Annotated in this window: 25 protein-coding genes; all 25 read left to right on the top strand. The window is 37.0% G+C overall.

From position 1 onward, the window contains the following. Positions 1-132 precede the first annotated feature (132 nt). The 25 genes from rplS (at position 133) to flgD (ending at position 22,195) form a co-directional block, all read left to right on the top strand. The gene (gene rplS / locus LKW28_RS11115; RefSeq protein WP_010282490.1) at positions 133-477 is read left to right on the top strand and encodes a 50S ribosomal protein L19; all 345 of its coding nucleotides are present in this window, start codon (positions 133-135) and stop codon (positions 475-477) included. A gap of 141 nt (positions 478-618) precedes the next feature. Beyond that, positions 619-1,152, top strand: coding sequence for a signal peptidase I (lepB, locus tag LKW28_RS11110; RefSeq protein ID WP_229140438.1), 534 nt, complete (start codon positions 619-621; stop codon positions 1,150-1,152). A 50-nt stretch (positions 1,153-1,202) separates the two neighbouring features. Further along, a complete protein-coding gene (gene ylqF, locus LKW28_RS11105; RefSeq protein ID WP_229140437.1) occupies positions 1,203-2,045 on the top strand; it encodes a ribosome biogenesis GTPase YlqF in 843 nt (280 codons plus the stop codon). Positions 2,046-2,128: 83 nt separating this feature from the next. Then, positions 2,129-2,905, top strand: coding sequence for a ribonuclease HII (locus LKW28_RS11100; protein WP_229140436.1), 777 nt, complete (start codon positions 2,129-2,131; stop codon positions 2,903-2,905). Continuing rightward, a complete protein-coding gene (locus tag LKW28_RS11095; protein ID WP_229140435.1) occupies positions 2,905-3,492 on the top strand; it encodes a hypothetical protein in 588 nt (195 codons plus the stop codon). Before LKW28_RS11100 ends, LKW28_RS11095 begins: the two co-directional genes overlap by 1 nt. After that, entirely contained in the window at positions 3,489-3,773 is a 285-nt protein-coding gene (locus LKW28_RS11090) for an EscU/YscU/HrcU family type III secretion system export apparatus switch protein (RefSeq protein ID WP_229140434.1), read from the top strand. The genes LKW28_RS11095 and LKW28_RS11090 overlap by 4 nt, the downstream gene beginning before the upstream one ends. Positions 3,774-4,071: 298 nt before the next feature. Then, entirely contained in the window at positions 4,072-5,232 is a 1,161-nt protein-coding gene (gene sucC, locus LKW28_RS11085) for an ADP-forming succinate--CoA ligase subunit beta (RefSeq protein WP_229140433.1), read from the top strand. A gap of 18 nt (positions 5,233-5,250) precedes the next feature. Further along, positions 5,251-6,153 carry a succinate--CoA ligase subunit alpha gene (sucD, locus tag LKW28_RS11080; RefSeq protein WP_229140432.1) on the top strand — a complete coding sequence of 301 codons (903 nt, stop codon included), beginning with the start codon at positions 5,251-5,253 and terminating at the stop codon, positions 6,151-6,153. A 64-nt stretch (positions 6,154-6,217) separates the two neighbouring features. Continuing rightward, complete coding sequence (gene dprA, locus LKW28_RS11075; protein ID WP_229140431.1) at positions 6,218-7,099, top strand: DNA-processing protein DprA; 882 nt, start codon at positions 6,218-6,220, stop codon at positions 7,097-7,099. Between the two features lie 122 nt (positions 7,100-7,221). After that, complete coding sequence (topA, locus tag LKW28_RS11070) at positions 7,222-9,297, top strand: type I DNA topoisomerase (RefSeq protein ID WP_229140430.1); 2,076 nt, start codon at positions 7,222-7,224, stop codon at positions 9,295-9,297. Positions 9,298-9,461: 164 nt separating this feature from the next. Continuing rightward, positions 9,462-10,364, top strand: coding sequence for a tyrosine recombinase XerC (gene xerC, locus LKW28_RS11065; protein ID WP_229140429.1), 903 nt, complete (start codon positions 9,462-9,464; stop codon positions 10,362-10,364). 16 nt (positions 10,365-10,380) lie between these two features. Beyond that, complete coding sequence (hslV, locus tag LKW28_RS11060) at positions 10,381-10,923, top strand: ATP-dependent protease subunit HslV (protein ID WP_229140428.1); 543 nt, start codon at positions 10,381-10,383, stop codon at positions 10,921-10,923. Positions 10,924-10,936: 13 nt separating this feature from the next. Continuing rightward, positions 10,937-12,334, top strand: coding sequence for an HslU--HslV peptidase ATPase subunit (hslU, locus tag LKW28_RS11055; RefSeq protein WP_229140427.1), 1,398 nt, complete (start codon positions 10,937-10,939; stop codon positions 12,332-12,334). Between the two features lie 22 nt (positions 12,335-12,356). Further along, positions 12,357-13,136 carry a GTP-sensing pleiotropic transcriptional regulator CodY gene (gene codY / locus LKW28_RS11050; protein ID WP_229140426.1) on the top strand — a complete coding sequence of 260 codons (780 nt, stop codon included), beginning with the start codon at positions 12,357-12,359 and terminating at the stop codon, positions 13,134-13,136. A gap of 321 nt (positions 13,137-13,457) precedes the next feature. Next, entirely contained in the window at positions 13,458-13,853 is a 396-nt protein-coding gene (flgB, locus tag LKW28_RS11045) for a flagellar basal body rod protein FlgB (protein WP_229140425.1), read from the top strand. A 2-nt stretch (positions 13,854-13,855) separates the two neighbouring features. Beyond that, positions 13,856-14,305 (top strand): flagellar basal body rod protein FlgC, encoded by a 450-nt coding sequence (flgC, locus tag LKW28_RS11040; RefSeq protein WP_229140424.1) that lies wholly within the window; start codon positions 13,856-13,858, stop codon positions 14,303-14,305. Positions 14,306-14,315: 10 nt separating this feature from the next. Continuing rightward, the gene (gene fliE / locus LKW28_RS11035; protein WP_229140423.1) at positions 14,316-14,615 is read left to right on the top strand and encodes a flagellar hook-basal body complex protein FliE; all 300 of its coding nucleotides are present in this window, start codon (positions 14,316-14,318) and stop codon (positions 14,613-14,615) included. 32 nt (positions 14,616-14,647) lie between these two features. Continuing rightward, entirely contained in the window at positions 14,648-16,243 is a 1,596-nt protein-coding gene (gene fliF, locus LKW28_RS11030; RefSeq protein WP_229140422.1) for a flagellar basal-body MS-ring/collar protein FliF, read from the top strand. Positions 16,244-16,254: 11 nt separating this feature from the next. Further along, positions 16,255-17,274 (top strand): flagellar motor switch protein FliG, encoded by a 1,020-nt coding sequence (fliG, locus tag LKW28_RS11025; protein WP_229140421.1) that lies wholly within the window; start codon positions 16,255-16,257, stop codon positions 17,272-17,274. Beyond that, positions 17,267-18,028: a flagellar assembly protein FliH gene (gene fliH, locus LKW28_RS11020; RefSeq protein WP_229140420.1), complete on the top strand. Its 762-nt coding sequence runs from the start codon at positions 17,267-17,269 to the stop codon at positions 18,026-18,028. Before fliG ends, fliH begins: the two co-directional genes overlap by 8 nt. A gap of 3 nt (positions 18,029-18,031) precedes the next feature. Beyond that, positions 18,032-19,348: a flagellar protein export ATPase FliI gene (gene fliI / locus LKW28_RS11015; protein ID WP_229140419.1), complete on the top strand. Its 1,317-nt coding sequence runs from the start codon at positions 18,032-18,034 to the stop codon at positions 19,346-19,348. A 5-nt stretch (positions 19,349-19,353) separates the two neighbouring features. Further along, a complete protein-coding gene (gene fliJ / locus LKW28_RS11010) occupies positions 19,354-19,797 on the top strand; it encodes a flagellar export protein FliJ (protein ID WP_229140418.1) in 444 nt (147 codons plus the stop codon). 8 nt (positions 19,798-19,805) lie between these two features. After that, a complete protein-coding gene (locus LKW28_RS11005; RefSeq protein WP_229140417.1) occupies positions 19,806-20,381 on the top strand; it encodes a MotE family protein in 576 nt (191 codons plus the stop codon). A 41-nt stretch (positions 20,382-20,422) separates the two neighbouring features. Further along, on the top strand, positions 20,423-21,721 hold the full coding sequence (locus LKW28_RS11000; RefSeq protein ID WP_229140672.1) for a flagellar hook-length control protein FliK: 1,299 nt from the start codon (positions 20,423-20,425) through the stop codon (positions 21,719-21,721). A gap of 12 nt (positions 21,722-21,733) precedes the next feature. Next, on the top strand, positions 21,734-22,195 hold the full coding sequence (gene flgD / locus LKW28_RS10995; protein ID WP_229140416.1) for a flagellar hook assembly protein FlgD: 462 nt from the start codon (positions 21,734-21,736) through the stop codon (positions 22,193-22,195). The last annotated feature ends 6 nt before the right edge of the window (positions 22,196-22,201 follow it).

Below are 22,201 nucleotides of genomic sequence, written 5' to 3'. Positions count from 1 at the left end.
TTGCAACGACATCTGGATTATGGTAATATACTCTTTGTGACTTAGGAATTTTTGTCCGTGGTCTTATTAAGATGTTCCGCTGCAATGAATGGATATTGGTAAGAGCATCTGTTGGAAGGAGTTGAAAAGACGATGCAAAACATTATTGAAGAAATCACAAAAGAACAATTAAGAACTGACCTTCCTGTATTCCGTCCCGGAGATACTGTACGTGTACACGTGAAAGTTATCGAGGGTACTCGTGAGCGTATTCAGGTTTATGAAGGTGTTGTGATTAAGCGTCGTGGTGGAGGAATCAGCGAAACATTTACAGTTCGTAAGGTATCTTACGGAGTTGGTGTTGAACGTACATTCCCAGTGCATACACCAAAAATTGCGAAGCTTGAAGTAGTACGCCGTGGTAAAGTACGCCGTGCGAAATTATACTACTTACGCGAACTTCGTGGTAAAAAAGCACGTATTAAAGAAATTCGATAATAAAAATGAAAGGAGCTTGTATAAAAATAACAAGCTCCTTTTACATTTGGGTAGGTAATAATTATAATAAGGGAATAATACATAATACGTCCTATGATAAAAGATTTGGTAGATGAGAAAAGAACAGGTGGAGGAGCAATGATGGCCAAACAAAAAAATGAACTTTGGGAATGGATAAAAGCGTTGGCAATTGCTGTAATTTTAGCGGCTGTTATACGTTATTTTTTCTTTGCACCGATTGTAGTTGACGGGTTATCAATGATGCCGACTCTTCATCACCAAGACCGTATGATCGTCAATAAAATTGGCCATAAGGTCGGTAAACCCGAACGCTTTGATATCGTTGTCTTCCATGCAACAGTAGAAAAAGATTATATCAAGCGGATAATCGGATTACCAGGTGATCGAATAGAATACAAAAACGATATCCTTTACATCAATGGTGAACCGTACGAAGAACCCTATCTTGATGAATATAAGAAAAATCTAATTGATGGCCCGTTAACCGACCCATTTGTTTTAGACGAGGTTCCAGCAGGGCACTTATTTGTAATGGGGGATAATCGCCGATATAGTAAGGACTCACGTCATATTGGCCCAGTCCCAATCAGCGAAGTATTAGGAGAAACAAGCCTAATCTACTGGCCGCTATCAGACTTTGGTATTGTAAAATAAACATAATAACAAGACATAATAAATTTAACCATGTAAGTTGGTGAAGAACTTTGACTATTCAATGGTTTCCTGGCCATATGGCAAAAGCAAGGAGACAAGTTACGGAAAAACTCTCACTCATCGATATCGTATTCGAACTTGTTGATGCCAGAATCCCTGCATCTTCTCGAAACCCGATGATAGATGAAATTATTAAAAATAAGCCCCGACTTCTGCTTTTAAATAAGGCCGACATGGCCGATCCAAAAGTAACGAAGGAATGGATCGAGTACTATAAAGAAAAAGGTGTACATGCTCTCGCCATCAATTCACAAGAAGGTAACGGAATGAAACAAATTGTGAGTGAAGCAAGAGTAATTTTAAAAGAAAAATTTGATAAGATGGCTGCAAAAGGGATTCGACCTCGTGCAATTCGTGCGTTAATTGTTGGGATCCCAAATGTAGGGAAATCAACTTTAATAAATCGTTTAGCTAAAAGAAACATCGCTCAAACTGGTGATCGACCTGGGATTACTAAGGCACAACAGTGGATTAAGGTTGGCAAAGAACTAGAGCTCCTTGATACACCAGGAATTTTATGGCCAAAATTTGAGGATCAAGAGGTTGGTTTCAAACTAGCAACAACCGGTGCAATCAAGGATACAATCTTAAACCTTCAAGATATCGCTGTATATGCTCTTCGATTTTTAGAGGAACACTATCCAGAAAATTTAAAGGAACGATTTGCCCTAGAAGAAATTCCAGATGATATTGTACTGCTTTTTGATGAAATTGCAAAACGTCGTGGCAGTAGGATGTCTGGTGGGATGACAGACTATGATAAAACTGCAGAATTAATTATTCGAGAAATTCGAACTGAAAAATTAGGTAGGCTCACATTTGAAAGACCGTAAAGGTTCGCATTTTCGCGAGCCTTCATTTTTTTCACAAATGCCGATATAAAATACATAGAGCAACCGAAATTGAAGGTGAAAGAATGTCACAGTTAACAATAAAAGAAATCGAAAAGAAACTTGCATCGATACATGATGAGCAGGATATGTTTCTAAAAGTGTGCGAACAAGATAGCAGAAAAGGTGTCCAAGTGTTGTTGCAACGCTGGAAAAGAAATAAGGCCTCAGAAAATGCGCTAGAAGATCAATATAAAGAAATGACTCAATATGAACATGACCTTTATATAAAAGGATTTAGATGTCTTGCTGGGGTTGATGAGGTCGGTCGTGGACCATTGGCAGGACCAGTTGTGGCAGCAGCCGTCATTTTGCCTCAAGATGCCTATTTACCAGGATTAAATGATTCAAAGAAACTATCTGAACAAAAAAGAGAAGAATTATTTCAACAAATAACAGAATGTGCTATTTCCATTGGAATAGGGATTATACCAGCACATGTGATTGATGATGTTAATATTTATCAGGCAACAAAGCTAGCGATGAAAAAGGCTCTATTAAGTTTGTCTGTAAAACCTGATCATCTATTAGTCGACGCTATGGAAATTCCGATCGATATCCCGCAAACGTCCATTATAAAAGGGGATGCAAAAAGTGTGTCAATTGCTGCAAGCTCAATCATAGCAAAAGTAACTAGAGACCGCCTAATGGTACGTTTAAGCCATGCTTTTCCGCAATACGGATTTGAAAAGCATATGGGATATGGGACTGCCTATCATCTTGAAGCACTTAAAAAATATGGTGTTATAAGTGAACATCGTCGTTCATTTGCTCCAATACGGGAATTAATCGAGGCAAAATGATGATGCCAATTCATTTAATCCAAGTGTTAATGAAGAATGAAGCCTTTCAAAAGCTTCACTCTCTTTCGAATGCCAATCGAGGTGAACAAAGGATACAAAATCCTACCGCGAACCTATCAGGCATTTTACCGTCTTTAGATGAAGCAGCATCTGAACATGCAGCACATAAAAGCAGTCCGCTTCAAATGGATACAATAGAACTAACATCGAATGAATCAAATCAATTACTTCAAATTACTTTTCAACATCCAGCTTACACAAACTTTACGTTTCGGTTGGATGGAAGGAAGAAAAACGGTAAAATTGATCCTGAATTTTGTCATCTCCTATTTTCGATCGAGTTAAATTATTTAAAACAGGTGGTACTTGATGTTAAGGTGCAGAACCGTATTTTAACAATTGCTATCTTTAATGATACTGAAGAAATTGGGGCACTAGTTGAAGAACTAAAACACACTATCCAAACCAATTTGGAAAAGCAAGGGTATCTACTTTCATCGATTAAAATTGTAAATACAGGTAGTGATGAACAACCTATGAAAACAGGATTAGAAGGATTTCATGAAAGAGTGGATTTTAAAATATGAAAAAATTACCTGAAGCTAGAGCAATGAAGGCTATTGCTTTGTCATATGATGAAAAGATAGATTCTGAGCCAAAGGTTGTTGCAAAGGGTAAGGGCATCATTGCTGAAAATATAATTGAGATGGCCAAAGCTCATGAGATTCCGATTCAAGAGGATGCTCCGTTAGTTGATTTATTAGAAGAGCTTAAATTAAATGATAGGATCCCCGAGGAATTGTACCAGGTTATTGCGGAAATATTTGCTTTCATCTATAAAATGGAAAAAAGCGTAAAAAAACCATGATAAAAAGTTTTTTGATATAGTATTTTTCTATAATTTGCAGAAAAAAAAACAAATTCATGCTAAATGGTAGACAAGCCGTATTTTCAGTTATAAAATGAAAGCGCAGTCTAATTTTTGTCTAGTTTTCGTCATCGATGTTTGGGAAAAATACCCTCTCGTAAAATGATGTACTTTTCTATGAATATAGATTTTTTCTGAAAAATTTTAATAGTCATAGAAAGATTAATAAAAATGTATAATAACATTTGGACTGACAAAAAATTCTTTGCTTTTTTTACATAAGAATGGAGGATGGGAAATGAATATCCATGAATATCAAGGAAAAGAGATCCTCAGAAAATATGGGGTAGCTGTTCCAAATGGTAAGGTTGCGTTCACAGTTGATGAGGCTGTTGAAGCTGCAAAAGAACTAGGATCCCAGGTTTGTGTTGTTAAGGCGCAAATTCATGCAGGGGGTCGTGGTAAAGCTGGTGGGGTTAAAGTAGCGAAGAACCTAGATGAGGTTCGTACTTATGCCAATGAAATCCTAGGTAAAACACTTGTTACACACCAAACAGGTCCTGAAGGTAAAGAAGTAAAACGTCTTCTTATTGAAGAAGGCTGCGATATTAAAAAAGAGTACTATATTGGTCTTGTACTTGATCGTGCCACTTCTCATGTTGTATTGATGGCATCTGAAGAAGGTGGTACTGAAATCGAAGAGGTTGCTGAAAAAACACCTGAAAAGATTTTCAAAGAAGAAATCGATCCGGTTGTTGGACTATTGCCTTTCCAAGCTCGTCGAATTGCATTTAACATTAATATACCGAAAGAATTAGTGAATCAAGCCGTAAAATTCATGACTGCTTTATACACTGCATTCGTTGAAAAGGATTGCTCTATTGCTGAAATTAACCCTTTAGTTGTAACAGGCGATGGTAAAGTAATGGCACTTGATGCGAAATTAAACTTCGATTCTAACGCATTATACCGTCAAAAGGACGTATTAGAATACCGTGACTTAGACGAAGAAGATGCAAAGGAAATCGAAGCTTCTAAATATGAGTTAAGCTATATTTCACTTGATGGAAACATCGGATGTATGGTTAACGGTGCAGGGCTTGCTATGTCTACAATGGACATCATTAAACACTACGGTGGAGATCCCGCAAACTTCCTTGATGTTGGGGGCGGCGCAACAGCTGAGAAAGTAACCGAAGCATTTAAAATCATTCTATCAGATGAAAACGTTAAAGGTATTTTCGTAAATATCTTTGGCGGAATTATGAAGTGTGATGTTATTGCAGAAGGTGTTGTAGCTGCAACGAAAGAAGTAGGTTTGGAAATTCCTCTAGTAGTACGTCTTGAAGGAACAAACGTAGATTTAGGTAAAAAGATTTTACAAGAATCTGGTCTAAACATTACTGCTGCTGAGTCAATGGCAGACGGTGCACAAAAAATCGTATCACTAGTAGGGTAAGAAAGGCAGGGGACAAACATGAGTGTTTTTGTTAATAAAGATACAAAAGTAATTGTTCAAGGGATTACAGGTGCTACGGCTCTTTTCCATACAAAACAAATGCTTGAATATGGTACTAAAATTGTAGGTGGTACTTCACCTGGTAAGGGTGGATCTGAGGTGGAAGGTGTACCTGTGTTCAATACTGTTAAAGAAGCAGTAGATCAAACAGGTGCAACAGCTTCAGTCATTTATGTTCCTGCTCCATTTGCTGCGGATGCAATTATGGAAGCAGTTGATGCAGAACTTGATCTAGCAATATGTATTACAGAGCATATTCCAGTATTAGACATGGTTAAGGTGAAACGCTATATGGAAGGCAAGAAGACTCGTTTAGTCGGTCCTAACTGCCCTGGTGTTATCACAGCTGACGAGTGTAAAATTGGTATTATGCCTGGATATATCCATAAAAAAGGTCATGTAGGTGTTGTATCTCGTTCTGGTACGTTAACATATGAGGCTGTACATCAATTAACACAAGCTGGAATTGGACAAACAACAGCTGTTGGAATTGGTGGCGATCCTGTTAACGGAACGAATTTCATCGACGTATTAAAAGCATTTAATGAAGATGAAGAAACATACGCAGTTATCATGATTGGTGAAATCGGTGGAACAGCTGAAGAAGAAGCTGCTGAGTGGGTTAAAGCAAACATGACTAAGCCTGTTGTAGGCTTTATCGGTGGGCAAACTGCACCTCCAGGAAAGCGTATGGGCCATGCTGGCGCGATTATTTCCGGTGGTAAAGGTACAGCAGCAGAAAAAATCAAAACAATGAATGAATGTGGAATTAAGGTTGCTGAAACACCATCAGTAATGGGTGAAACGTTAATTTCAGTTCTTAAAGAAAAAGGCTTATACGAAAAATGTAAAACTCATTAAATAGATAAAATGGGGCAGTTCTTAACGAAAGAACTGTCTCTTTCTAGTAAAAAAAGGAGACTATATGGAAAAAAATCGTGAAAATTTAATACATCTTCATCATTGTCGAGGAATTGGCTGGAAATCTATTTTTCGAATCCTACAGCATGATCCTACACTTTCTTCTATTTATAATTACCCTACCACTTTCTATGAAAAAATCCTTCCATTGACTAAAAATCAGATGAAAAACTTTTTAAATGATTTGCATTCTTTATCAATCCAAAGTATGCTAAAACAATATAGCAATAATAATGTGGGGATTATTACCATATTTGATAAAGAGTATCCTCGTCTTCTAAAACAAATTTATGACCCGCCATGGGTGTTATACACTTCTGGAGACAAGGCATTATTAAACAGTGAGAAATTATTAAGCGTTGTAGGGTCTCGAACACCTACTGGATTAAGCAGGCAAAGTATGTCAAAGGTGTTGGTCCCTTTAATTAGGCAAAACTGGGTATTGGTTAGCGGTTTGGCACGTGGAATAGATACAATGGCTCATAAGCTAGCGATCGATCATAATGGCAAAACCATTGCGGTTATCGCTGGCGGCCTTCATCATATTTATCCCCTTGAAAACAAAGAATTGGCTACTACCATCACTCAACATCATATACTTATTTCTGAATATCCCCCTTTTACTAAGCCAGAAAAATGGCAGTTTCCGATGCGAAATCGAATAATTAGCGGATTGGCACAGGGCACAATGGTTGTAGAAGCCAAGGAAAGAAGTGGTTCTTTAATTACTGCAGATCAGGCTTTAAATCAGGGTAGAGAGGTTTTTGCAATTCCAGGTTCCATTTTAGAACAATCTTGTGTTGGAACGAATAAATTAATTCAATCAGGTGCAAAATTAGTGCTTAACAGCGAGGATATTCTTTCAGAATTTCAACCTTTTTCTTAAAAATTGAATTAAAATGTATAAAAATAATCATAACAGTTTGACAAACTGTCCTTGAATATTTAATAATATGGAGGATTTATTATAACTGGAAATTATTTTAACCTCTAAGGAGGAAGCGATACATGTCGGACTATTTAGTCATAGTTGAATCACCAGCAAAAGCAAAAACAATTGAAAGATATTTAGGGAAAAAATATAAAGTGAAAGCATCAATGGGCCATGTTAGAGACCTTCCAAGAAGTCAAATGGGTGTTGATGCAAAAAATGATTTTGAAGTGAAATATATAACAATTCGAGGTAAAGGTCCTGTTCTGAAGGATTTAAAGACTGCCGCGAAAAAAGCAAAAAAAGTTTATCTGGCGGCCGACCCCGACCGTGAAGGGGAAGCAATTGCATGGCATCTTGCTCATTCCTTAGATCTTGATATCAATTCTGATTGTCGAGTTGTTTTTAATGAAATTACTAAGGACGCGATTAAAGAATCATTTAAACACCCACGTCCAATTAATCAATCACTCGTCGATGCTCAACAAGCTAGACGTGTTCTTGACAGATTAGTAGGCTATAATATTAGTCCAATCCTATGGAAGAAAGTAAAAAAGGGTTTAAGTGCGGGACGAGTACAATCCGTTGCTGTCAGACTAATCATTGATCGTGAAAAAGAAATTCGAGATTTTGAGCCTGAAGAATACTGGACAATTAAAGCAGACTTTTTAAAAGGAACCGAACAATTTGAAGGCCAATTTTACGGTGTGAATGGAAAAAAAGTTGAATTAACAAATGAAGCAGAAGTAAACGATATACTGTCTAAAATTGATGGGAATTCATTTACCATTCATTCCGTAACTAAAAAGGAACGAAAAAGAAATCCGTCGCCACCGTTTATCACCTCTTCTTTACAACAAGAAGCAGCTCGTAAGTTAAATTTTCGGGCTAAGAAAACAATGATGCTGGCACAACAATTATATGAAGGAATTGATCTGGGTAAGGAAGGGACAGTTGGTCTAATAACTTACATGCGTACAGATTCCACACGAATTTCTGACACTGCAATTGAAGAAGGAACACAATATATTGAACAGACTTTTGGCAAGCAATTCTTAACAGATACAAAAAGAAAAGAGAAAAAGGGAGCGAATACCCAGGATGCTCACGAAGGGATTCGTCCGACTTCTGTTTTTAGAGAGCCAAGTAGCGTGAAACAGTATTTAGGCAGAGACCAATTACGATTATATAAGCTTATTTGGGAACGTTTTGTTGCGAGTCAAATGGCTTCAGCAATTATGGATACAATGAGTGTTGACCTAAATAATGGCGATGTTGTATTTCGGGCAACAGGCTCAAAAGTTAAATTCCCTGGTTTTATGAAGGTCTATGTTGAGGGCAATGATGATAATGTTGAAGAAAAAGAAAAGATGCTCCCTGGCTTGGCAGAGGGTGACCAAGTATTTTCAAAAGATATTGATCCAAAGCAACATTTTACCCAGCCACCGCCACGTTATACGGAAGCAAGACTTGTTAAAACACTTGAAGAATTAGGGATAGGAAGACCATCAACTTATGCGCCAACATTAGATACCATTCAAAAGAGAGGGTATGTTGCGTTAGATAACAAGCGGTTCATACCGACTGAACTTGGAGAGATCGTGGATGAATTAATGCTCGAGTTCTTTCCGAAAATTTTGGATGTAAAGTTTACTGCTAAAATGGAGCATGACCTTGATGAAATTGAAGAAGGAAAAACAGAATGGATCAATATTATTGATGAATTCTACAAAGACTTCGAAAAAAGATTAGAAATAGCAGAAGCAGAAATGAAGGAAGTTGAAATAAAGGATGAACCTGCAGGTGTAGATTGTGAAAATTGCGGACATCCAATGGTTTATAAAATGGGACGTTATGGAAAATTCATGGCTTGCTCTAATTTCCCTGATTGTCGTAATACGAAACCAATTGTTAAGGAAATTGGTGTTCCTTGCCCGAAATGTGAGAAAGGAAACATAGTTGAAAGAAAAAGCAAAAAGAAAAGAATTTTCTATGGTTGCGACCAATACCCAGAATGTGATTTTCTTTCTTGGGATAAACCACTTCCAAGGAAATGTCCAAAGTGTGAAAACCTGTTAGTTGAGAAAAAGCTCAAAAAGGGAATTCAAGTACAATGTGCCCAGTGTGACTACAAAGAAGAACCTCAAAAATAACTTGTTTGGTGAGTTCATTGTGGCTCACCATTTTCTCTGTTTAAAGAATCATATTAAGCACTGATTTCTTGCGCAATTCAGAATTTTGTAAAAAAATCAGAGTTTTTATTTGCAAGGGCTACTAAATTATGATAATATTTAGTAGCCCTTGTGAGGTGAAAATTATGGAAAATGTGAACAAATCGTTACAATTATTCAAAGAATATTTACAAATCGAGAAAAATTATTCAGAATATACAATTGTGCATTATGAACAAGCGATTGAACATTTTTTCTTATTTCTAAATCGAGAATCCATCTCAAATTTATCAAATGTAACATATTCAGATGTGCGATTGTATCTTACGGAGCTTTATAAGAAACAATATGCAAGACGTACTGTTGCAAAAAAGATCTCAACATTGCGCAGTTTTTTTAATTTTCTGCAAAGGGAAAAACTTGTTTCTCAAAACCCATTTACTTTGGTTTCATTGCCAAAAAGGGAACAAAAGCTCCCGCATTTTTTATATGAGGAAGAATTAGAAAAGCTATTTGAAGTATCAGATGTCTCTACAAGTTTAGGGCAGCGGGATCAAGCTCTACTTGAATTGCTTTATGGAACTGGAATCCGTGTAAGTGAATGCTGTAAGCTAACACTTCAGGATTTAGACTTTTCATTAGGAACTGTGTTGGTTCATGGTAAAGGAAATAAACAACGCTACGTACCTTTTGGAAGTTATGCCGAACAAGCACTTACTAACTATATACAAAAGAGTCGCAAGGAATTGCTCGAAAAAGCATCAGTACATACAAACAATTTATTCCTTAATTTTCGGGGTGGACCTTTAACTTCAAGGGGAGTCCGGTTAATCCTAAATAATATGATCAAAAAGACTTCAGCTACGATACATATTAGTCCACACGTATTAAGACATACATTTGCTACACACCTTTTAAACGAGGGCGCTGATATGAGGTCTGTACAAGAATTACTCGGACACGAAAATCTGTCGTCAACACAAGTTTATACGCATGTCACCAAGGATCATTTGCGAAATATTTATTTATCCTCACACCCACGTGCATAAGGAGGCTGTTCAAAAAATGTCAAATTTTCATGCAACGACAATATTTGCTGTAAAACATAAGGGAAATTCAGCAATGGCTGGAGATGGTCAAGTAACCTTTGGCAATGCAGTTGTTATGAAGCATACTGCCAGAAAGGTGCGAAAGCTGTTTCAAGGAAGAGTTATTGCTGGTTTTGCTGGTTCTGTCGCAGATGCAATTACCCTTTTTGAAATGTTTGAAGGACGCCTGGAAGAATTTAATGGGAATTTACAAAGGGCAGCAGTAGAACTTGCTAAAGAATGGAGAAGTGATAAAGTTCTTCGTAAATTAGAGGCTATGCTGATTGTAATGGATGAGAAGGATTTGCTTCTAATTTCAGGCACAGGTGAAGTTATCGAACCAGATGATGGAATTCTAGCAATTGGATCTGGCGGAAACTACGCTCTTTCTGCTGGACGTGCTTTGAAAAAATATTCTGGTGATCATTTAACAGCTAAAGAAATTGCGAGAGCTGCATTAGAAATTGCAAGTGAGATTTGCGTGTATACAAATGAAAATATTATAGTTGAAGAACTATAAGGAGGGGATTACTTTGAAGACGAATTTAACCCCAAGACAGATCGTTGAAAAATTAGATCAATATATTATTGGCCAGAATCAAGCAAAAAGAGCCGTATCAGTGGCATTAAGAAATCGCTACCGCCGCAGTCTGCTTAACGAAAAGCTTAAAGATGAGATTGTACCAAAGAATATATTGATGATTGGACCAACTGGTGTTGGTAAGACTGAAATTGCAAGACGGCTTGCAAAGCTAGTAGGGGCTCCTTTTATTAAGGTAGAGGCTACTAAGTTTACGGAAGTAGGCTATGTTGGTCGAGATGTTGAATCAATGGTTCGAGACCTAATTGAAACTGCTGTTCGCCTTGTAAAAGAGGAGAAAATGGTAGAAGTATCTGATCGAGCTCAGGAAAATGCCAATAATCGTATTGTTGAATTGCTTGTTCCGGGCTCGAAAAAGCAAACAAACTATAAAAATCCACTTGAAATGTTATTTGGTGGGAATAATAATGAGCCAGAGGTCGAAAAATCATCGGAAGAAGAAAGCTTAAGTGAAAAAAGAAAGAGAATGGCTCATAAGCTTGCACTTGGTGAACTCGAAGATTACTACGTAACGGTCGAAGTTGAAGAGCAGCAGGCATCTATGTTCGATTTACTTCAAGGCTCCGGTATGGAGAATATGGGAATGAATATGCAGGATGCATTAAGCAACCTTATGCCGAAAAAACGCAAAAAGCGTAAATTGACGGTTAAGGATGCTCGCAAAGTCCTGACAAATGAAGAAGCAGCAAAGCTAATTGATATGGATGAGGTTACTCAAGAGGCTGTTAACCGTGCTGAACAATCCGGAATTATTTTCATAGATGAGATTGACAAAGTGGCGGGTAAAAGTCATAATTCTTCTTCGGCAGATGTTTCAAGAGAAGGAGTGCAACGTGATATTTTACCGATTGTTGAAGGATCAACCGTTGTAACAAAATATGGATCTGTTAAAACAGATCACATGTTATTTATTGCAGCAGGAGCCTTTCATATGTCAAAGCCTTCGGATTTAATCCCTGAATTACAAGGTCGTTTTCCGATTCGCGTGGAGCTTACTAAACTAACTGTCGATGATTTTTATCGAATCTTAGTTGAGCCCGATAATGCCCTTTTGAAACAATATTCAGCATTATTAGAAACAGAAGGTATACAACTCGAATTTTCTGACGATGCTATTCGTAAGATAGCTGAAGTTGCCTTCCAAGTGAATCAAGATACGGACAATATTGGAGCGCGTCGTCTACATACGATTTTGGAAAGACTTTTAGAGGATTTATCATTCGAAGCACCCGATATTACAATGGAAAAAATCACGATTACTCCACAATATGTGGATGATAAGTTAAGTACTATCGTTAAAAACAAAGATTTAAGTCAGTTTATTTTGTAAGATTATCAGGAGGAACAAGTAAATGCCATTATTAGAAAGAACACGAAAAATTAATGCAATGCTGCAAAAAGCAGCAGGTAAACCAGTTAACTTTAAAGAAATGTCAGAAACACTACGCGATGTAATTGGAGCAAATATTTTCTTATTAAGTCGCCGTGGTAAACTTCTTGGATTTGCCATCAATCAGCAAATTGAAAACGAAAGAATGATTAAAATGATTGAAGATCGTCATTTCCCTGAAGAATATACACAAAGCCTATTCAACATTCAGGAAACGTCATCGAACCTTGATATTGAAAGTGCTTATACTGCTTTCCCAATTGAAAACAAAGACTTGTTTAAAAGTGGGTTAACAACAATTGTACCAATTATCGGTGGTGGTGAAAGATTAGGTACACTTATCCTTTCAAGACTCGATCAAAGCTTTGAAGATGACGATCTAATCTTAGCTGAATACGGTGCAACAGTTGTTGGTATGGAAATTCTTCGTGAAAAGGCAGAAGAAATTGAAGAAGAAGCAAGAAGCAAAGCGGTTGTACAAATGGCGATTAGTTCATTATCATATAGTGAATTTGAAGCAATTGAACATATTTTTGAAGAATTAAACGGCAATGAAGGATTATTGGTTGCAAGTAAAATTGCCGACCGTGTTGGAATCACAAGATCAGTTATCGTAAATGCATTAAGAAAGCTTGAAAGTGCCGGTGTAATCGAATCTCGTTCATTAGGAATGAAGGGAACTTACATTAAAGTACTCAACGATAAATTCTTAATTGAATTAGAAAAATTAAAATCGCATTAAGCAGAAAAACGAAGATGGTGTAATCCATCTTCGTTTTTTATTTGCAATCGGATAAAATACTTATACTTATCATATATTGTAGAATTTTTATAGTGGAAATAAGTACTTGACGATTTTTGTAAAAAAATGCGTGAAACTTCACGACTAAAATCCTATAATTAAGAGTGGAAACAGTGAGCAATAAGTCCTATATTGTCGAATTTCATCACTTTTTATCGTAAGCTTCATAGACAGATAGATTTAATTTCATTACAATAATAAATAGTTAACACAATACGTTATATTTATTCGAAGGATATATATTTTTTGTGAGGGGATAAGATGAAACTTTTTTCTAATACTATTCATTCGCTAGAAAAAGCTTTAGATTATTCAGCTCTTCGACAGAAGGTTATCTCAGATAATATTGCAAATGTAGATACACCGAATTACAAAGCACAAGATGTTAGCTTTAAGAACCTTCTATCAAATGAAATGAATAGTCAATTGAGAGCAAATCGTACGAATGAGAAACATTTCGAATTTACTAGCAGTAAACGATCAAACAGCTTATTCATTACTAAGAATGATACAGCATTTAACCACAACGGTAATAACGTGGATATCGATAAAGAAATGGCATTATTGGCGGAAAACCAAATTTATTATAATGCCGTCACTGAAAGAATAAGCGGGAAATTTAATACATTAAATACAGTGATTAAAGGAGGGAACTAAGAGTGTCGATTTTTCATAGCCTCAATACTAGCGCTTCTGCCTTAACGGCTGGACGACTTAGAATGGACGTTATTTCTTCTAATATGGCGAATGTAGATACAACAAGGGGAAAACTTGTCGATGGACAATGGCAGCCGTATAGAAGGAAAATGGTTATTCAGCAACCACAAGGTGCTAGTTTTTCCTCCCATTTATCTAAAGCAATGAATCAATCAAATGCAGGAAGTGGGGTTAAGGTAACGGGTATTGTTGAAGACAATACTCCATTTCAGCTTGTATATAATCCTGATCATCCTGATGCAAATGAAGATGGCTATGTAGCTCTACCGAATGTAGACCCTCTAAAGGAAATGGTCGATTTAATTAGTGCCACAAGATCTTACGAGGCAAATGTGACAGTCTTAAATGCGTCTAAAGGAATGTTAATGAAGGCATTAGAAATCGGAAAATAGGTGATAAATCATGATCGATAAAATAAATATTGCTGCACCGCAGGTTTTTTCGAAGCCTAACGTACAGCAAAAGACGGCAAGCTCTGTTCAAACGGAGTTTAGCCATTTTTTAAAAGACGCCATCAATAACGTGAATGAATCGCAAAAGAATTCGGATATCATGACCGAAAAACTGATAAAAGGCGAAAACGTTGATTTGCACCAAGTAATGATTGCTTCTCAGAAAGCGAGTGTTTCATTGCAGGCAACACTTCAAATTCGAAATAAAGTAATAGAAGCATACCAAGAAATCATGAGGATGCAGGTTTAATCTAAAAACAACATCTTGATAGGGGTATGTAAATGAAAGAGAAACTACTTTTATATAAAACGAAGATAAGTGAGTTTTGGAAGAAACAATCTGGTCTTCAAAAAACCACGATACTTGGATTGCCTTTGCTTTTAATTTTGGTTGTTTCACTTACAGTATTTTTCACTACAAAAACAACACTTGTTCCGTTGTATAGCAATCTAACTCCACAGGAAACAGGTCAAATAAAAGCTACTTTAGATTCTAGAGGAATTCAATCAGAAATAGCGGATAATGGATCAACCATTAAGGTGCCAGAGGAAGTGGTCGAAACCTTAATGGTTGATCTTGCAGCAGAAGGAATACCAGACAGCGGGAATATCGATTATTCATTTTTTGGTGAAAATGCTGGTTTTGGAATGACCGATAATGAATTTAATATGCTTAAACTCGAATCCACTCAAACTGAATTAGCCAACCTAATTAAGGGCATCGATGGGATAAACGATGCAAAGGTTATGATTAGTATGCCGAACGATGGTATTTTTGTGAAGGACAGCGAGAAAGAGGCTTCCGCTTCAATCGTTCTTAACACGAAACCAGGATATAGGTTTGAACAACAACAGATAAAATCCTTATATCACTTGGTTTCAAAAAGCATTCCAAATCTACCTACAGATAATATCGTCATAACCAATCAAAACTTTGAGTATTTTGACTTGGAAAATGAAGAAAATATATCTGTTATTGGAAATGTAGCATCACAACTTGAATTAAAGCGTGAAATTGAAAAAGATCTTCAAAGACAAGTCCAGCAAATGCTAGGTACGATGATGGGGCCAGATAAAATCGTCGTGTCCGTTACAACAGATATTGATTTTACACAAGAAAATCGCCAAGAAAACCTTGTTACACCAGTTAATCCTGAAAACATGGATGGCATTGAAATTAGTGTTGAAAGAATTACAGAAACCTTTACTGGAGATGGTGCTGCTGCTGGCGGAGTTGTTGGTACCGGTGAGACAGATGTCCCAAGTTATAATACAAATGGGCAAGCCGGAAATGGGGATTATGAGCGTATAGAAGAACGTGTTAACAAAGATGTGAATCGTATCACAAAGGAGATTGTGGAAGCTCCATATAAAATAAGAGATTTAGGAATTCAAGTTATGGTCGAAGCACCAGATCCTAAAGATCCTGCATCAATGCCACAGGAACGTGTGGACGATATTGAAAGAATCCTAAGTACGATTGTGAGTACTAGTATCAATCAGGATGAGAATAATGAATTAACACAAGAACAAATTCAAGATAAAATTGTTGTTTCTGTCCAAGAATTTAGCGGGAAATCAACAACAGTTGCTGAAACACCAGCAATCGCTAAAGTTCCTTTATGGATTTATATAGTAGGTGGTCTTCTAGTACTTGGTCTTATTATTCTATTATTCTTGTTTTTACGCAAAAAGAGAGACACAGAAATCGAGGATGAACTTCCTCAATCAGAACCTGTATTCTTTGACCATATTCCAGATGTTAATGAGGAAAAAGAATCAGATGCAGTAGTCAAAAGGAAACAATTGGAGAAGCTTGCAAAAGATAAACCAGAGGATTTCGCAAAACTATTACGTTCATGGTTGGCAGATGAGTAGGAGGTGGAGAAATGGCAAAACGAGAAATTCATAATGGACTTACTGGTAAGCAAAAAGCAGCCATTCTCCTGATTTCATTAGGTCCAGATGTTTCGGCATCAGTGTATAAGCATCTGTCCGAAGAAGAAATTGAAAAGTTAACACTAGAAATTTCTGGCGTTCGAAAGGTGGAGGCAAATACAAAGGAACAAATAATGGAAGAATTTCATCAAATTGCGATTGCTCAGGATTATATCACCCAAGGTGGTATTGGTTATGCGAAGACAGTACTTGAAAAAGCACTTGGAGAAGAACAAGCAGGAGTTATTATTAGCCGATTAACATCTTCCCTTCAAGTTAAACCTTTTGATTTTGCAAGAAAGGCCGATCCGGGACAAATTTTGAACTTTATTCAAAATGAACATCCACAGACTATCGCCTTAATATTATCCTATTTAGATTCCAGACAAGCAGCACAAATTTTATCAGAGCTGCCTCAAGAAGTTCAGGCAGATATCGCAAGAAGAATCGCAATTATGGATCGAACTTCACCTGAAATTATTAATGAGGTTGAGCAAATTCTAGAACGTAAGCTTTCAGCTACTGTAACACATGATTATACCCAAACCGGTGGAATAGAAGCTGTGGTAGAAGTGTTAAATGGAGTTGACCGTTCAACGGAAAGAACGATTTTAGACGCGTTGGAAATTCAGGACCCAGAGCTTGCCGATGAAATCAAAAAGAGAATGTTTGTATTCGAAGATATTGTTACTCTTGATAATCGTGCGATTCAACGAGTCATTCGTGATATTGAAAATGAAGACCTCATGCTTTCACTTCGTGTAGCAAGTGAAGAAGTGAAGGAAATAGTTTTTAAAAATATGTCAAAACGGATGGTCGAAACATTTAAAGAGGAAATGGAATATATGGGACCTGTACGATTACGTGATGTTGAGGAAGCCCAATCACGTATTGTAGCGGTTATTAGAAGACTAGAGGAAGCTGGAGAAATTGTCATCGCTCGTGGTGGGGGAGATGATATTATTGTCTAATGTCATAAAATCAAGTTCTGCTGAGTCAAAGGAAATTCCGAAGCGAATCATAGGACTCAAAGTTTTTCAGACCCAAGAACGTAATCAAGACGAAGCTGAGCAGCAAAATTTACAGTTTGTTTCTCAAAAAATACTCGATGAGGCTAAACAACAGGCAGATAAAATTGTCAAAGACGCTATTGCCTATTCCAATTCAATCAGGCAACAAGCATTAGTTGAAAAACGTGAATGGGAAGAAGAGAAACAAGACCTTTACCAGAAAACGTTAGAAGAAGGTTTTCAAGCTGGAATGACTAAAGGAAAAGAGCAGGGTTATCAAGAATATACCGATTTACTTTCTGAAGCTCGCCGAATCATTGAATCATCAAAGTATGATTACGATCAATATCTAGATTCTTCGGAAGAAGATATATTACGGCTTGCCATAACGGTGGCAGAAAAAATTATCGGGATTCAATTGTCTGAGCAACCTGCAGTTTTTTCTTACCTAGTAAAAAAGGCCCTAAAAGAAGTAAAGGAGCATTCCGGTATTACGATTCAACTAAATCCTCGTTTTTACCAAATTGTAATTGAGCAAAAAGAGGAGTTAACTGCTCTCTTAGGCCAGGAATCTAATCTTTTCGTTTTTCCGAATGAAGATTTAGGAGAGGTTGATTGTGTGATTGAATCTTCCTTTGGAAAAATTGATGCTAGTGTAGATACCCAGTTATCTGAGATAAAAGAAAAATTACTATCAATGTTAATGGAGGAATAGGCTTTGAAGGCAATCGAACTTCTTAATGAGATACATTCTATCGATTCATATAAACGGTTCGGTAAGGTAACTAGGGTCGTTGGCTTAATGATTGAATCTCGTGGTCCAGAATGTTCGATTGGAGATTTATGCCATATTTATGTTGGAGTAAATTATAAAAGGTGTATTCAAGCTGAAGTAGTCGGTTTTCGTGAGGAGCATGTTATCCTAATGCCATTTACTAGTGTAAAGGATATTTCTCCGGGAAGCATTGTTGAAGCAACTGGTAAACCACTTGATATAAAGGTTGGAGATGGGTTAGTAGGAAAGGTATTAGACCCGCTCGGACAACCGCTGGATGGAAGTGAACTGCCTAGGGGATTATCTTCTGCACCGACTGAACAAGACCCTCCAAATCCATTGTCTCGCCCTCCAATTGCAAAGCCAATTGAGGTCGGGGTAAAGATGATAGATAGCCTGTTAACCGTTGGAAACGGGCAAAGGGTCGGAATTTTTGCTGGAAGTGGTGTTGGTAAAAGTACACTTTTGGGAATGATCGCCCGTAATACGACAGCTGATATCAATGTAATTGCGCTTGTCGGAGAGCGTGGACGTGAGGTGCGAGAGTTTATTGAAAAGGATTTAGGTGAGGAAGGCCTTAAAAGATCAATTTTAGTAGTTGCTACTTCCGACCAGCCTGCCTTACTTCGCATTAAAGCAGCGATGACTGCGACAGCAATAGCAGAGTTTTTCAGGAATAAGGGTCTAGACGTGATGTTAATGATGGATTCGGTTACCCGTGTTGCAATGGCAAGCCGTGAAATTGGTTTAGCAATTGGAGAACCGCCAACAACAAAAGGTTACACACCAAGTGTTTTTACAACACTTCCGAGACTGTTAGAAAGAACGGGGACGAATCATTTGGGTTCTATCACTGCTTTTTACACTGTTTTAGTGGACGGAGACGACATGAATGAGCCAATCGCGGATACGGTTCGAGGAATACTTGATGGACATTTCGTGCTTGATCGAAATCTTGCCAATAAAGGACAATATCCAGCAATTAATGTTTTAAAGTCAATCAGTCGTGTCATGAACCAAATTACATCAATTGACCATAAATCCTATGCTGAAAAACTGAGAGGAATCATGGCAACCTACCTTAATTCTGAGGATTTAATTAATATTGGTGCGTATAAAAGGGGATCCTCCATTGAGGTTGATGAAGCAATTAGGTATTATCCAAAGATTATATCGTTTTTAAAACAGCAAACAGATGAGAAATTTACTTTCGAAGAAAGTTTACACTTATTGGCACAATTGGCTGAAAAAGGTGAGTAAAAGAAATGACTTACAAGTTCAAATTTCAAAAAGTTATGTCGATAAAAGAAAATGAGAAGAATCAGGTTCTTGCAGATTATAAAACTTCGGTGAAAGAATTTGAAGATGCGGCCGAAGCTTTATATGAAACGTTAAAGAAGAAGGAATTACTTGAGGAAAATCAAAGACAGCAGCTACAAGGTGGCTTATCCATTCAGAGCATTCGGCATCAACAGTCCTTCATAACTGGCTTGGAAAAAACGATTATGTCATACCAACATCTTGTTATTAAAGCAAGAAATAAAATGCAGCAACTGCAAGCATTATTAACCGAAAAAAATATTGAAGTTAAAAAATATGAAGTCATGCATGAGAAGGACTTTGCTGTCTATGAAGGTCATTTAAAAATGCAGGAAAGTCAGATGATGGATGAAATTTCAATCCAACAATATATGTCAAAAGGAAGATAGGTGATCAAGTGGAGCCCAATGAAAAAGAATACAGCAAATTTCAATGGTTTCTGTATGTCATACTTATTCCATCTTTCTTTACTTTGATTGTCGTTATAGTCTTATTATCTGTCACAGGATTTAATCCGCTTGGAATCATGAAAGACTTTGCATCCAAGGCTCCCATTATTTCTTCTCTTTTTAATGACGAAAAAGAAGAATCACAGGTACAGAAAAAGGATGAAGTCTCCGTTTCAGAATTAGAGGCTGAAATACAGGCAAAGGAATCAAAGATTTCGCGACTAGAAAGTGAATTGGAAACAAAGAATGGTGAGATCCACTCTTTAGAGCTTGAAATCGAAAGTCTCTCAGATGAGATTGCCAAACTTCAGGATGAACGTATAGCGAAAAGTAAATCATTAGATGATTTAACCAAAATGTATGAGGAAATGTCTCCGAAAAATGCGGCAAAAATTATTCCAAATCTAAAAGATGAGGAAGCAAGGGAGATTCTTACAAGTATTAATACGGAAAAACTAGCCGCCATCTTTGAAAAAATGTCTCCTGAGGATGCTGCAAGGTTTACCCAATTAATTACCCAATAAAACAATTTCACCACTTGAAAGGAGGTGAAACGAACGTGAACATGGCAGCAAACTTCGATCTATCTATGGGTTCCATCCGAAAGGCTGTCACAAATGGGGCTGTAAGTAATGAGGCTCTACCAGGAATTGGTTCATCGCAATTGTCTTTTCGTGAAAGTTTGGTGGCATTAGCAGGGATAGGTCAGGAACCTATTGTAAATTCCTATGGAGAGGGCTCACCATCTGTGGTTGAGGAAAAAGCAGAAGAAGACCAATCAATAGAATCGATTGAGGAAACTTTAGCAAATATCGAAACCTTTTCGCAGGAAAACCTTGACTTATCTGATTTTGATGACGTATTTCTAACTCTTCCAACCGATTTGGTTGAGCAAATAAAAGCGTTTATAACGGATATTCAAAATGGCGCTAATAAACTCGATTTAAAGAAGGTAACTCAAAACGCGGAACTCATTGGTCTTCTTTTGGTAACTACACATTATGCTGAGGAACACTCATTTACTAATAAGGCAGGACTAATGGATCTGCTCAAACAATTTAAAATGGTTTTTAACGAGAATATTTCTTCTAATCCACAAGAGGCTAAAGAACAGACTGATTTAAGTTTCGATAAAGCTGTTCAGGATTTAATGGAGAAACTAGAAAACAAGCTTTTGGTTAAGCCTTTATTGGAATCACAAACAAGGCATCAATATTTGCAAACAGTCCATGCCAGATATTTCTTAACACCGAAAGGGCTGGATACACCACAAACGGCTATAACCGATAAGCTATTGCAAAAGACAAGCAATCCAACTCAGTCAACAACAACTGCATCAGAGGCCATTCCTTTGGCTGATGTTAGTTCAAACCAATTACCAAAAGTACAGCAATTTTCGTTGTTTGTTGAACAAAATGGAAAACCGTTGCCAAACCAGCAACATTTTATCAAGCAGTTTCAAAATATCCTGGCGAGAAGCAGCTTTTTGAATAGTGGCGGGCAGCAAAAACTATTAATCAATCTATATCCGGAACATCTTGGTTCGTTACGAATTGAACTTCTCAAAGGTGAAGCTGGAATGATTGCTAGAATTATGGCTTCAACGAGTCAAGCAAAGGAATTGGTGGAATCACAGCTATCAAACCTAAAGCTTACATTCGTAGCACAAAACATTTCAGTAGAAAAAATTGAAGTTAGTACTCAACTTCAGTATCAAACTGAAAGAAGCTTACAAAGAGAAAGTGAACAGCAACAAGGACAACATTCAGGAAGACAACAGAAAGAGAATAACCAACAAGAAGCAAATGAGGAACAATCCTTTACATCCGCTTTGCTTGATGAACTTGTTAATTTTAAAGTATAGGTGGTGACTTAGATGGCGACAAAAATTGATTCTAATCTTTACCTTTCAAATGTAAAACCTGAAAGAAAAACGGGTAATGATATTTTGGGAAAAGATGATTTTCTAAAAATATTAATGACTCAGCTTCAAAACCAGGATCCAATGAACCCAATGGAGGATAAAGATTTTATCGCACAAATGGCGACCTTTACTTCCTTGGAGCAAATGACAAATATGAATAGTACTTTAGAAAAATTTGTGAGTGGAATGCAGGGTGAACAACTTTTAAAGTACAGTAATATGATCGGGAAAGAAGTAGAATTCAGCTATAAAACGCAAGATGAGGATGGTAAAGAAATTATTAAAAATGGACAAGGAATTGTCACATCCGTATCGCAAAGAGCAGGATATATTGAGCTAGAGTTAAAAGATGGAACGACGATTTATAGTGATGAAATTTTGAAAGTGAAGGAACCTTCTAACAAAGAAGAATAGGGGGTG

The organism is Bacillus sp. REN16 (genome assembly GCF_020731355.1).
In the GTDB taxonomy this organism is placed as follows: Bacteria; Bacillota; Bacilli; order Bacillales; family Bacillaceae_L; genus Ferdinandcohnia.
Note: the sequence above shows the minus strand (reverse complement) of the source record. Positions and strands in the feature narration are given on the sequence as shown.